Source organism: Gilliamella sp. wkB171, from assembly GCF_001693755.1.
Classification (GTDB): Bacteria; Pseudomonadota; Gammaproteobacteria; order Enterobacterales; family Orbaceae; genus Gilliamella; species Gilliamella apicola_F.
This window is the reverse complement of record NZ_LYST01000031.1, coordinates 81,134-94,139: the sequence shown is the minus strand read 5'-3', so window position 1 is coordinate 94,139 and position 13,006 is coordinate 81,134. Positions and strand designations below refer to the sequence as shown.

General features: G+C 36.5%; 12 protein-coding genes. 2 read left to right on the top strand and 10 right to left on the bottom strand.

Features of this window, described 5'->3' with window-relative positions; translation table 11 throughout:
- The gene (locus A9G03_RS03370) at nucleotides 1-1,419 is read left to right on the top strand and encodes a PTS fructose transporter subunit IIC (protein ID WP_065633894.1); all 1,419 of its coding nucleotides are present in this window, start codon (nucleotides 1-3) and stop codon (nucleotides 1,417-1,419) included.
- Between the two features lie 55 nt (nucleotides 1,420-1,474).
- A complete protein-coding gene (locus A9G03_RS03365) occupies nucleotides 1,475-1,912 on the top strand; it encodes a PTS sugar transporter subunit IIA (protein ID WP_065798411.1) in 438 nt (145 codons plus the stop codon).
- 120 nt (nucleotides 1,913-2,032) lie between these two features.
- Here A9G03_RS03365 and A9G03_RS03360 read toward each other — a convergent pair whose 3' ends face one another.
- From A9G03_RS03360 to pitA, 10 genes are all read right to left on the bottom strand, one after another.
- Entirely contained in the window at nucleotides 2,033-2,506 is a 474-nt protein-coding gene (locus A9G03_RS03360) for a hypothetical protein (RefSeq protein WP_065798410.1), read from the bottom strand.
- A gap of 42 nt (nucleotides 2,507-2,548) precedes the next feature.
- Nucleotides 2,549-3,676 (bottom strand): bifunctional diaminohydroxyphosphoribosylaminopyrimidine deaminase/5-amino-6-(5-phosphoribosylamino)uracil reductase RibD, encoded by a 1,128-nt coding sequence (gene ribD, locus A9G03_RS03355; protein WP_065798445.1) that lies wholly within the window; start codon nucleotides 3,674-3,676, stop codon nucleotides 2,549-2,551.
- 8 nt (nucleotides 3,677-3,684) lie between these two features.
- Complete coding sequence (nrdR, locus tag A9G03_RS03350) at nucleotides 3,685-4,137, bottom strand: transcriptional regulator NrdR (protein ID WP_065633897.1); 453 nt, start codon at nucleotides 4,135-4,137, stop codon at nucleotides 3,685-3,687.
- A 237-nt stretch (nucleotides 4,138-4,374) separates the two neighbouring features.
- Nucleotides 4,375-5,664 carry a threonine synthase gene (thrC, locus tag A9G03_RS03345; RefSeq protein WP_065633898.1) on the bottom strand — a complete coding sequence of 430 codons (1,290 nt, stop codon included), beginning with the start codon at nucleotides 5,662-5,664 and terminating at the stop codon, nucleotides 4,375-4,377.
- A 98-nt stretch (nucleotides 5,665-5,762) separates the two neighbouring features.
- Nucleotides 5,763-6,701, bottom strand: a complete 939-nt coding sequence (gene thrB / locus A9G03_RS03340; RefSeq protein ID WP_065633899.1) for a homoserine kinase — start codon at nucleotides 6,699-6,701, stop codon at nucleotides 5,763-5,765.
- A complete protein-coding gene (gene thrA, locus A9G03_RS03335; protein ID WP_065633900.1) occupies nucleotides 6,702-9,158 on the bottom strand; it encodes a bifunctional aspartate kinase/homoserine dehydrogenase I in 2,457 nt (818 codons plus the stop codon).
- 346 nt (nucleotides 9,159-9,504) lie between these two features.
- Nucleotides 9,505-9,834 (bottom strand): hypothetical protein, encoded by a 330-nt coding sequence (locus tag A9G03_RS03330; protein ID WP_065633901.1) that lies wholly within the window; start codon nucleotides 9,832-9,834, stop codon nucleotides 9,505-9,507.
- Between the two features lie 140 nt (nucleotides 9,835-9,974).
- Complete coding sequence (locus tag A9G03_RS03325) at nucleotides 9,975-10,730, bottom strand: SDR family oxidoreductase (RefSeq protein WP_065633902.1); 756 nt, start codon at nucleotides 10,728-10,730, stop codon at nucleotides 9,975-9,977.
- A gap of 180 nt (nucleotides 10,731-10,910) precedes the next feature.
- Entirely contained in the window at nucleotides 10,911-11,363 is a 453-nt protein-coding gene (gene uspA / locus A9G03_RS03320; protein WP_065633903.1) for a universal stress protein UspA, read from the bottom strand.
- A gap of 65 nt (nucleotides 11,364-11,428) precedes the next feature.
- Entirely contained in the window at nucleotides 11,429-12,943 is a 1,515-nt protein-coding gene (gene pitA, locus A9G03_RS03315) for an inorganic phosphate transporter PitA (RefSeq protein ID WP_065633904.1), read from the bottom strand.
- Nucleotides 12,944-13,006: the final 63 nt, after the last annotated feature.

Sequence of the window (13,006 nt, the reverse complement as noted above, 5' to 3'; positions counted from 1 at the left end):
ATGAAAAAAATATTAGCTGTCACAGGATGTCCAACTGGTATTGCACATACATATATGGCGGAAGAAGCCTTAAAAAGCGCAGCTGAAAAAGCAGGCTTTGAAATAAAAGTAGAAACCAATGGCGCTGGCGGTGTTGATAACGCCATTACAGACGCAGATATTAACGAGGCAATTGGGGTAATTATTGCTGCTGATAAAGATGTCAACCCTGACCGCTTTAATGGTTTACCTGTTATTGAAGTACCTGTTAAAGATGGTATTCATAAAGCTAAAGTACTTATTGAACAAATCACATCTGGCGCTGTTCCCATCCGTAAAGGCAAAAATAACAATACAGACAAATCCAATTCATCATCTAACCCGATAGAAGTTAAAGAATCCATTGGTCGCCAAATTTATAAACATTTAATGAGCGGCGTTTCGAACATGTTACCCTTTGTGGTAGCTGGCGGGGTTTTGATTGCGTTATCGTTTTTATGGGGGATATATTCAGCTAACCCTGATAATGCTCAATATAATGAGTTTGCCGCGTTATTAATGAAAATTGGTGGGCAAGCGTTTGGCATTATGGTTCCTATCTTTACGGGTTTCTTAGCGTACTCTATAGCTGGCCGACCAGGAATGGTTGCTGGGTTTGTCGGTGGACTGATTGCTAATATCACCGGAGCTGGGTTCCTTGGTGGGATTATTGCTGGTTTTGCTGCCGGTTATTTAATGCTATTTGTCAAAAAATTGTTAGATGGACTTCCACGCTCATTTGAAGGGCTTAAATCCATTTTCATTATGCCACTCATTGGCGTATTTGTGATTGGTGCAGGTATGTTTTTACTCGGTGGTCCGATTGCGACAGTAAATAATGCCATGAAGTCTTTCCTAGAATCACTGCAATCTGCTAATCCTGTTTTATTGGGTATTGTTATTGGTGCTATGTGTTCATTCGACTTTGGTGGCCCAGTAAATAAAGCCGCTTACGTAACAGGTACCATGTTGTTAGGTGAAGGTAATTTCTATTTTATGGCTGGTGTTTCTGCAGCTTGTATTGCACCACCGTTTGTTATTGCTTTTTCAACAACAATCTTCCGCAATAAAGCCTTTAGTGAAGAAGAGCGTGCAGCTGGACTGGTCAATTATATTTTGGGTGCAACACATATCACAGAAGGAGCAATACCTTTTGCAGCAAAAGATCCATTACGTGTGATCCCAATTATGATGTTATCGTCTGCCATTGCAGCTGTATTGACATTTTTATGCCAAATTCAAGTCCCTGCACCACATGGTGGTTTTTTAGTGCTACCACTGGTTAATAAACCATTTTTATGGGTAGGTTGTATTTTCGCTGGTGCAATAGTTGGCGCCATTTTATTAGGTTTAGTTCGTATTGCACAAAACAGAAAATTAGCAACTAAAGCAACAGTATAATCAACAAATTAGTCTACCGCTCATTATCGGTAGACTAACAAAATAAGGATAACAAATGAGCGATTTAAAACTTAATGCAAATGATATTTCAATCATAGATGGCTCTTTTTCTAAACAAGATGCGATAAGAGCGGTATCTGAAAAGATGATTAACGCGGGATTAGTCAAGAATGATTATACTCAAGCAATGTTCGATCGTGATGCACAAATTTCGACTTTTTTGGGTAATGGTATAGCAATTCCACATGGCACAACCGAAAAACGTGATAGTGTTATCGAAACGGGGCTTAAAGTGATTTATTACCCACAAGGTATAAAATGGGATGAAGATAATAATATTGCTTATGTTGTCGTTGGCATTGCAGCTAAATCAAATGAGCACTTAGATATCTTACGTAAATTAACGCGTGCCGTGATTGCAGACGATACACTTGAGCGCATCTTAGCAGTAAAGACACCAGAACAACTATTAGCCATTCTTCAAGGTAATTAATAATAATTACCGAATGAAGTATTCACCTTTAACTCATGGGGGGTATCGGCATCTTATTAACAATAGATGCCGTTACTCAACTGAGCACAGTTCGTTTTTGCAATAGAAAATACAGTTCATTTATGAATAAAAATTTTTCAGGCGATTATGGATAATTGTCTTATCTTTTACCATTTCGAATGAGACTAAAAATCCCTGCCAATTAATACCTAAAACAATTAACATCTCGTTAAAGTCATAGTAAAAACGCACCTGATCGTTATTAATAGAGTCTTTAAACTTAAAATTATGATTAAACTCATCTGTTAACTCAAACGGGTGACCCATTTTAAAATCAAAACCTAAATAAGTTAAAATTTGATTAGCTTTATCACGTAAAAACGTGTTCTCCACCACATCTTCCAGTAATAATACTTCAACATGCCCCAAAATATAAAAAAACAGAATTTGATAACCACAAACTTTTGCTATTCCTGGTATATCCGCATAAATAAAATCGTCGATAATTTGATACTCATCTAAAGTAAAAAAACAATCGATATCCAGTTTGTTAAAGCTAGCTTTTTCATACAAAAGGCCCCGTTCACTATTCAAATTAACGTTTTCCTTTTTTTAAAATAGGGAATTGAACTGTCATCAAATTGCAGATGATTTTCTTTTTAGAATAACGCGCATATCCTCACCAACTGCTGCAACTGATTCAAATTGAAATTGAGGAGCTAGGGATAATTTTTGCAAATTGGGTAAAATACACATATCTTTAGCATTATGACCTAGCAATTTTGGCGCATAATAAATAATCAGTTCATCAACTAAATTTTGTTCAATTAACGCACCAGCAAGGTGTGCACCTGCTTCAACCCAAACACTATTTATCTGCTTTTGCGCTAAGTTTTCGAGTAAAATTTTTAAATCAATATACTGATTAGCTGAAGGCTCTACAATCAACGATGTATTAGGCATTGCAATCGATAAATTTTGCTTTCGCACAACCCAAGTTTCACCGGGTTGTTGAAAAATACTTTCATCACCAGTTAATTGATGTTGACCATCAATAATTACTTTAATGGGTTGTCTTATCTTTTCGATAGGATAGATTTTCTGTATGTCATCGGGTAATTGGTGATATCTAACGGTTAAACTTGCATTATCGGTTTGTACTGTTTTACGGGTACTTAATATACAACTGGCTTGAGCACGAAACTGTTGTACATCTTCTCTGGCTTTATTTGAGGTTATCCACTTACTTTCGCCTGATGCCATGGCGATTTTTCCGTCTAACGAAGCAGCCAGTTTAAGTTGGACAAAAGGTAAGCCTGTGCGCATACGTTTTAAAAAACCTTGATTAATCGCTTCCGCTTGGTCAGCTAAAACACCGACAGTTACCGCTATACCAGCATCTTGTAAACGTTTAATACCATTACCAGCCACGTTAGGATTAGGATCTTGCATAGCAATCACAACACGCTTAATCCCTGATTTAATTAAGGCGTTAGCACAAGGGGGAGTGCGTCCAAAATGGCTACAAGGCTCTAATGTTACATATGCAGTTGCACCGACGGCATTAGCACCCGCCATTTGCAAAGCATAAACTTCCGCATGGGGTTGCCCCGCTTTTTGATGGTACCCTTTACCAATAATCTGATTATCTTTAACGATAATACAGCCAACATTGGGATTGGGCGTTGTGGTAAAACGACCAAGTTTAGCAAGCTCAATGGCTTGATTCATATAAAGTTGATCGGTATCGTAAGGCGCTGTCATAAAGGTCATTATTTTTGTTGTAATTTAGCAATTTCATTACTAAATTGTTCTATATCATCAAAACTAAAATAAACAGATGCAAAACGTATGTAAGCGACTTTATCGAGGTTTTTTAGCTCTTCAATAACGTAACTACCAATTAATTTTGCTGGCACTTCACGTTCACCGGTAGCTCTGATTTTTGATTTTATGCGCGTAATTGCATCTTCGATTGCATCAAAGCTAACTGGACGTTTTTCTAGTGCTCGTTTTATTCCATTACGCAACTTATCTTCATTAAATGGTTCTCGAACTTTATTGCTTTTAATCACATTAGGCATAATTAATTCTGCCACTTCAAATGTGGTAAAACGCTCATTGCACTCAACACATTGACGACGACGACGGACTTGATAACCTTCACCAACAAGACGCGAATCAATCACCTTTGTATCATCTGCATTACAAAACGGACAGTACATAACAATATCCTTATAATGGCCTAATTGATATTACAATAGCTGAAAATAGTGATTTAAACAAGATATGTCTAAACAGCAAAATAAATACTATTGATTAGCATTTACTAAAATAATGTATATGTGATTGAATGTAAAAATCGTGAAGATAAATTTAATAGCAAAATAAACAACTGAAATTAGCTAAACCATATCTGATGATAAAGAATGATCCGCCACCGATTGGCAGCGGAACGAATTTTACCAAGTTAAATTAATTAAAAAATCACGTAATTTGGCAAAATCATTTGGCATATGATGCGAAAGTAGTGTCATATCTGCACGTTCAGCTAATGCTTTAGGCAGTGGAATTGATTTACCAAGAATGTCTTCAACCACCTCTTTGAATTTCGCTGGATGAGCCGTTCCTAAAAACAATCCATACTCACCTGCTTGCAGCTGATCACGCAATGCACGATAAGCAATCGCGCCATGAGGCTCAGACAAATAACCTTTTTTATCTAATTCTCTTACCGTTTGTGAAGCGACTTCATCAGACACCGCCGCATGTCCAAGTGATTTTAACACCCAGCCTTCGCGATGATAGATCTCTTCAATACGAGGCCAGTTATTCGGTTGGCTCACATCCATAGCATTAGAAAGCGTAGCAACTGTTGCATGAGGCTCCCACTTTCCAGTTTCTAAATAGCGTGGCACCGTGTCGTTTGCATTCGTTGCAGCAATAAAGCGTTTAATTGGTAATCCCATTGTTTTAGCCAATAAACCGGCTGTTAAATCACCAAAGTTACCACTAGGCACTGAAATCACTAATTGTTGACGTTGCGCTGGTGTCAGTTGAGCATAAGCTTCAAAATAGTAACAAATTTGTGCCAGTAGACGGCTGATGTTAATCGAATTTGCAGAATTTAATCCAATTAGCGCTTTTAACTCTTCATCATCAAATGCTTTTTTAACTAAGGCTTGGCACGCATCAAAGTCACTTTCAATAGCGATAGTATGAATATTATCGCCCAAGGTGCAAAATAGCTTTTCTTGTAATGGACTAATTTTTCCTTCTGGATATAAAATTACAACACGAATATTAGGTAAATGATAAAAAGCATGCGCAACTGCGGCACCTGTATCACCCGATGTTGCTGTTAATATCGTAATTTGTTTATCCGCAGCCACTTGCACTAACGCTTGTGCCATAAAACGTCCACCAAAATCTTTAAATGCAAGTGTTGGACCATGATATAACTCTAATGAACCAATATCTGCTTCAACCGATTTGACCGGCGCAGGAAATTGAAAAGCATTATTAACTAATCGATACATATCATCCTGACTAATTTCATCGCCAATAAACGCCGATAAAATTTTGGCGCTACGAGTTATAAAATCCAGTTTTAATAATGCTTCAATTTCATTTTCAGAAAATTTTGGTAATTCTTGCGGGAAAAATAGACCTTGTCCTCTTCCTAATCCTTGTTGCACAGCTTGGGAAAAGCTAACTTGCTGCGAATGATCTTTCAAATTGTACAATTTCATAATATGTTCCAGTTATATTTATGCTGTAATAATTTATTCGTTTTATTATCTATCAATGAAAAAAAAGTAATTTTTTCAATTACGCTTTTTATAGGATTTTAAATAACTCTTGCACCTTGTGTATCTATTTTACAGATATGTGTAAAACCTTCATCATTTTGTAAATAATCACTTTTGAGTAATGCTTCAATTTGCTGAGCAATTTCAAGTTTATCAGCAATGACAAACATTGTTGGACCCGATCCCGAAATACCCGATGCTAACGCACCAAGCTGTTTAACACGTTTTTGCGTCTGATCAAAGTTAGGTAGTAACTGTTTACGATAAGGTTCAGCAATATTATCAACCAACATTGCCGCCGCTAATTTTGGTTGCTGAGTATAACAAGCATGCAAAAATCCACCTACATAGCGACCATGCGCAACACAGTCAGCTTTTTGATATTGAGCAGGTAAAATCGCACGAGCTTCAGCTGTCGACACTTTAATCCCTGGGTAAGCCATTACCCAGTACCAATCGTTAAAGTGCGGAATCGACTCACTGATTGTCCCAATTTCATCAATAATAAGTTGTAAACCACCCAAATAACAAGGCGCTACATTATCATAATGTACACTACCTGAAATTCGACCTTCAAGTTCACCCATCATTGACAACATTTGAAACTCGTTAAATGGTTTATCAAAAAATTCATTTAAAGCAACAAAAGCGCCAACTACAGAACAAGCACTAGAACCTAAACCGGAACCAATTGGCATATTCTTTTCAAGGGTCATATGCACCGGTAACGTTTTACCCATAGCTTGGCAAAATCGTTGCCAACATTGATAAACGATATTGTATTTTGGATCACGCGGTAATTTTTTTACAAATTGCCCTTTACTGGTAAGGGTAAATTCCTCAGCGGGCGCAACAGTAATACAATCACCTAGCATCGCCCCACTAATTGGGTGAATTGCCGCGCCTAAAATATCAAAACCTACACTGATATTTGCCATTGATGCAGGGGCATAAACCGTTAAAGATTGCTGTTTCATTTAACCTCCAATCTTGCCTGATGTCGTACGTAAAATATCAGCAAAGACACCGGCTGCGGTTACATCATTGCCTGCACCATAACCCCGTAATACCAGTGGAATAGGTTGATAATAACGGGTATAAAATGCCAATGCATTCTCGCCATTTTTAACTTTGTAAAGTGGATCATCACTATCAACAGCTTCGATTTTAACGCTACATTGATTATTTTCGATACTACCAACATAACGTAATACTTTGCCTTGTTTAGCTGCTTGCTCAGCTTTTAATTTAAACTCAGCATCAAGTTGCGGTAATTTAGCCATAAATTCATCCACATTACCTTGTGCATATTGTTCTGGTAAAACAGATTCAACATTAATTTGATCAAGCTCAAGCTGCAAACCCGCTTCTCGGGCTAAAATCAATAATTTTCTTGCTACATCGGTACCTGATAAATCATCACGAGGATCGGGTTCAGTAAAACCTTTTTCTTTAGCAAGTTTTGTTGCTTCAGATAGTGACATACCCTCATCAAGCTTACCAAAAATAAAGGATAATGAACCAGACAATATGCCTGAAAATCTAATTAGCTCATCGCCGGCATTAAGTAGATTTTGTAAATTTTCAATAACAGGTAGTCCTGCCCCAACATTGGTATCATATTGGAATTTACGTTTACTTTTAGCGGCTTCTTGGCGTAAACGTAAATAGTAAGCCATTGAACTGGTATTAGCCTTTTTATTTGGTGTAACGACATGGAATCCATTAGCTAAAAAGTCAGCATATTTATCAGAAACCTCACTACTTGATGTACAATCAACTAAAATTGGATTGAGTAATCGGTTATTCTTAGCAAATTCAATTATACTATCTAAAGTATAGCTTGTTTCGCTCTGTTTTATTTGCTCTCGCCAATTTGTCAGATTGATACCATCTCGATTAAGTACGCTGTGCTTAGAGTTAAATAGCCCGCAAACATGCAGATCAACTTGCTTATTTTTGAGCCATTTTTGTTGTCGCTCAATTTGATCAATAAGCGCACCGCCAACACCGCCAACACCAATTACAAAAACATCTAGCATTTTATCGGTACCAAATAACATTTGATGAGTAACTCTTACGCCCATCACTGCAACATCATTATCGACTACAACCGAAATTGAGCGTTCGGATGAACCTTGGGCAATGGCAACAATATTAATATTGGCGCGAGCCAATGCTGTAAAGAAATTAGCAGAAAGTCCGCGTAAAGTGCGCATTCCATCACCCACAACTGAAATAATCGCTAGTTTTTCAATGACTTCAATTGGTTCTAATAATCCATCTTTTAATTCTAAATAAAATTCATCACCTAATGCTTCTTCTGCTCGATAGAGCTCTGCTTGTGGTACACAAAAGCTAATACTATATTCTGAGGAAGATTGAGTAATGAGAACAACAGAAATACCCGCGTAAGACATAGCTGAAAAAACACGCGCGGACATACCAACCATACCTTTTAAGCCTGGACCTGATACGTTGATCATCGCCATATTATTTAGGTTAGTGATGCCTTTTACTGGGGTTGTTGAATCAACAACATTTGCACCAATGAGCGTGCCGGGTGCATCTGGGTTATTGGTATTTTTAATTAAACATGGGATTTGGAATTGCGCAATCGGTAAAATAGTTCTAGGGTGAAGCACTTTGGCACCAAAATAAGACAGTTCCATCGCTTCTTGATAAGACATGGTTTTAAGCAATTTAGCATCTGGTACAATTCGCGGATCACAGGTATAGACACCATCTACATCGGTCCAAATTTCACAACAACTTGCGCGCAAACAGGCGGCTAATACCGATGCGGAATAATCTGAACCATTACGGCCAAGCACAACAAGTTCACCTTTATCATTTCCAGCGGTAAAACCTGGCATTAAAATAATATGATCTTGTGGAATATGCATTTCACTAATGCGATGTGAGGATTCTGCTATATCAACAGTTGATTCTAGATAACCGCCTTCGGCAATTAGCATTGCAACAGGATTAATTACCGTGACTAAGTGCCCTTTTGCCTTGAGCAACTCTTGCATGATAGCAATCGATAGTTTTTCACCTCGGCAAATAATTGAAGCGTTAATGCTGTCGGGACATTGCCCTAATAAACGAATGCCTTCTAATAATTGCTTTATATTATTTAATTCATCTAAAGCAAAACTTTTCATTTTATCGTAGGCAAAATTAGGTTGTTCTTTTGCGATACCGGCTAATAGATCAGCAAATATTTTTTCAGCATCATAAATATTATTTTGTATATCTTGCCCTGCTACGGTTTTTTCAACCATCGCAACCAGATGATTAGTAATCTTAGCTGGTGCAGATAAAACTGTTGCAGTTTGTTCTTGCTTAGCATTATTTTCAATAATTTCTGCAACTCGCAAAAAACGTTCTGCGTTAGCGACAGAGGTCCCGCCAAATTTCAAAACTTTCATATCACACCTTTACTTATTATCCTAATTTATGCCAATTAAAATTCAAAATACCCGTTTACCTGAACTAATGAATAGTTTTTGAAAACAGGCGTATCAATTTGAACTATATTATTTTTTTCAAATTCCTATTTTTAAGGCTCTTGAACATGTTTTATATAAACTAAAAACCCGCTTATTTCAGCGGGTTTTTTATATTTTTTTAAGGAAAAATCAACCCGCCCTATAGTGAATAATAGTGCCTAAGGTGCCAATAATGCCTGAAATGATCATTAACATTGTCATCATTTTTCCTAATTAGTTTTTACTCTAAACAAAACAGCCCGACACTTTCATGTCAGGCTGTTATTTAAAATACTTTTTTGCTATTTTCGTACTCATTAACTACCTTATTTAAAGCTTGATAAAGAGTTTTAGCGTCTTGTTTTTTTAACGCTTCATCAAGAATATTAAGATAAGATAGCATAACCTTTTGATTCTCTTCGGCAAATTTTGGTGAGACTTCCTGATCTTCATATAACATGACATAAGTACGCGCAAAACCAAAGATCAAAAAATAAACTGAAGCATTATTTGGATCTTCTTGAATTAATGTACGCATAGCTTTACGCAGTTTTACATAACTATCTGTACCTGGCAAGCTTGTCGCAAATGTTTTCGTTACTTCAGTAAATGTCATTACCATTAACCTCAATCAAAATTACAAGGGAAAAGGATAGCAATCCATTGACAGAAGTGCAAGTCTATTTTGTTAACCATATCTATTTTTTTAACATTAAACCGCGTCGATATTGTTTATCTAATATCGACGTCAATTATCTATTTGGTTTCTTTATAAACGGCTAATCCAGCAGAAGCTTGAGCAACTGGCATAATTTCGAGTGCATTGACATTAAAATGTGTTGGCGTGTTAACCAGCCATGAAACAGTGTTAGCAATATCATCAGGTGTTATATAGTCAACCCCTTCATACACAGCGGCTGCTTGTTCATCATTGCCATGAAATCTGACATTAGAAAATTCAGTACCGCCACATAGTCCAGGTTCTATATTTGTGACTCTAATTTTTTTACCTAACAAATCTGTACGTAAATTAGCGCTAAACTGTTTAACAAAGGCTTTTGTTGCGCCATATACATTTCCACCTTTGTAAGCATAAGTCCCTGCGACAGAGCCAAGATTAATTATGTAACCAAAGTTTCGTTCAACCATGCCAGGTAAAAGATGGTGAGTCAGATGAATTAAGCCAACTATGTTAGTTTGAACCATAGTTTCCCAATCTTCATAATTAGCTTGGTAAGCGGGTTCTAATCCCAAGGCTAATCCGGCATTGTTTATTAAAATATCGATAGGTTGAAATTCTTTAGGCAATTGTAACAATATTGATTCTACGGCATCTTTTTTAGTGACATCTAAAGGCAATGCACAAAAATTAGCACCTAATTCTTCTGCTAACTTTTGTAATTTATCTGCGCGCCTTGCCACACCAATGACTTTATAACCATCGTCAATCAATTTACGACAAATAGCCTGACCAAACCCAGAAGAAGCACCAGTAACTAATGCGATATTCATAATCAATCTCCTTATATTCTAAATATTGGATCTGAGTATATTCTTTAAATAATTAAATGAATAGGCAAAAAGTGGCAATTAAATAACTAGATTAAGCCATATTTTTATATAATTTGTTGAAATAAAAGGATTGCTAAAATATAAAAAACCCGCTAGTTAAGCGGGTTGATATTTAGCTGTTCATTTGGCTGTCTCTTCAGAAGGCTCTTCATCTTTTAAAGGAACTATCAATGTATCAATATGGGTATTGTTGATAAGTTGACGAGCAGAAGACATTAACTTGCTCCAAAAGTCTTGATGGTGACCACAAACCACCAAATCAATACCATATTCATGAATAGCTTCAATTAAGACTTGACCAAACTCGCCATTTCCAGAAAGAGTATGTGCAATCGGGTATCCAGCATCATCAGCTAGTTTATTCAATGCAAGATGCGCATCTTCAGTAATACGATCTTTCATATCATTCATATTGATATCAACTAAACCAGTGTAAAGATCTGAATAGTTAATACCAACATGAATTAAGGATACTTGAGCATTATATGGTCTAGCCATAGAGACTGCTTTTTCGACAAGAACCTCACTTTCAGGTGATAAGTCAACTGCGACTAATATATGTTTATAAGCCATGATACTTTACTCCTTTTTATTGTTAACGTCCTAGTTAAGTTAAAATCAGTACTCTATTTTTACTACTAAATTAATTTTTGAGCAAGCCAAAAAAGTGAGCCAGATAACAAAATCGATATTGGTAGTGTTAATATCCAAGTTAATGCAATATTTTTAATTGTTTTACTTTGCACACCACCACCATCAACGATCATTGTACCTGCAACAGATGAGGAAAGCACTTGAGTAGTTGATACTGGCATACCGGTATAACTCGCAATACCAATAGATAATGCTGTAGTAATTTGTGCCGATACGCCTTGTGCATAAGTCATGCCTTTTTTACCAATTTTTTCACCAATAGTAATAGCCACACGTCGCCAACCAATCATTGTTCCAACCGCTAATGCTAAAGCCACTGCAATAATTATCCAAATTGGCGCGTATTCAATAGTTTTAAGTAAATCATCATTTAATGATTTTAAATACTGTTTATCTTGTGAAGAGACATTTGGTTGTTTAGCCACGTGCGAAACCGTATCAGATAAGCATAATAATATACGTCGGGTTTGTGAACGTTGTTCGACGGTTAAGGATTCATAATCATTAATTTTATTAAATAAATTATTTGCAATGCCTAAAGTGATAAATGAACGCGAATAATCACAATGATATTTATTGAGATCGCCTTCAGGGATACTGGTATCTAAAGCGGGTTGTTTACCAATAACATTCATCAGATCATCATTATGTGTAACAAAGTACTCTTGAATATTATGAATCGCATTACGGGTATTGGTAATTTCATAAGTGGATGCGCCCATATTAACGATAAAACCAGCAGGAGCAATGCCCATTAATACCAGCATTAATAAACCAATACCTTTTTGACCATCGTTAGCACCATGTGAAAAACTCACACCAGCGGCAGAGATAATAAGCATTATGCGGATCCAGAATGGAGGTTTTTTCTTACCATAAAGTTTTTCACGTTGTTCTGGTGTCATAAAGATACGTTCTCGTTTTTTACTGCTTTTTTTACTTTGGCTTTTACGAGTCCAATACTTTCGCAGTAAAAAAATCATTAATCCTGCAAGCACAAGCCCAACAACAGGAGAAATAATTAAAGACAAGAAGATTTGCAGCATTTTCGGAATATTTAATGCATCAATAATTGAGGTATCCATAATAAATGCATTTGCAATTGCCACACCAATAATTGAGCCAATCAATGTATGTGAACTCGATGCAGGAAGACCGACATACCAGGTACCTAAATTCCAAAGGATAGCGGCAAACAGAATAGAAAACACCATCGCAAGCCCATGTAATGAACTTACATTAAGCAATAAATCAGTTGGTAATAGGTGGACTATAGCATAAGCAACACTAAGACCGCCGAGCAAAACACCAAAAAAATTAAACATACCTGCCATAAAAACGGCAAGTTGCTCTTTTAATGCTCTAGTATAAATTACTGTTGCAACCGCATTAGCTGTATCATGAAAGCCATTAATTGCTTCATAAAAAAGCACAAAAAATAGCGCCAAAACTAATAATACAATAGTGGAAAATTCTAAATCAGCAAATAGATGTAACATAATATATCTTTCTGTTGTTAATAGCGCTTCTATTATCCTTGAGAATTAAGCAATGAGCAAAAC

Excerpts from the sequence above, each read along its gene's own strand:
- A9G03_RS03370 (WP_065633894.1), top strand. The coding sequence starts at position 1 with ATGAAAAAAATATTAGCTGTCACAGGATGTCCAACTGGTATTGCACAT.
- A9G03_RS03365 (WP_065798411.1), top strand. The coding sequence starts at position 1,475 with ATGAGCGATTTAAAACTTAATGCAAATGATATTTCAATCATAGATGGC.
- ribD (WP_065798445.1), bottom strand. The coding sequence starts at position 3,676 with ATGACAGCGCCTTACGATACCGATCAACTTTATATGAATCAAGCCATT.
- nrdR (WP_065633897.1), bottom strand. The coding sequence starts at position 4,137 with ATGTACTGTCCGTTTTGTAATGCAGATGATACAAAGGTGATTGATTCG.
- thrC (WP_065633898.1), bottom strand. The coding sequence starts at position 5,664 with ATGAAATTGTACAATTTGAAAGATCATTCGCAGCAAGTTAGCTTTTCC.
- thrB (WP_065633899.1), bottom strand. The coding sequence starts at position 6,701 with ATGAAACAGCAATCTTTAACGGTTTATGCCCCTGCATCAATGGCAAAT.
- thrA (WP_065633900.1), bottom strand. The coding sequence starts at position 9,158 with ATGAAAGTTTTGAAATTTGGCGGGACCTCTGTCGCTAACGCAGAACGT.
- A9G03_RS03330 (WP_065633901.1), bottom strand. The coding sequence starts at position 9,834 with ATGACATTTACTGAAGTAACGAAAACATTTGCGACAAGCTTGCCAGGT.
- A9G03_RS03325 (WP_065633902.1), bottom strand. The coding sequence starts at position 10,730 with ATGAATATCGCATTAGTTACTGGTGCTTCTTCTGGGTTTGGTCAGGCT.
- uspA (WP_065633903.1), bottom strand. The coding sequence starts at position 11,363 with ATGGCTTATAAACATATATTAGTCGCAGTTGACTTATCACCTGAAAGT.
- pitA (WP_065633904.1), bottom strand. The coding sequence starts at position 12,943 with ATGTTACATCTATTTGCTGATTTAGAATTTTCCACTATTGTATTATTA.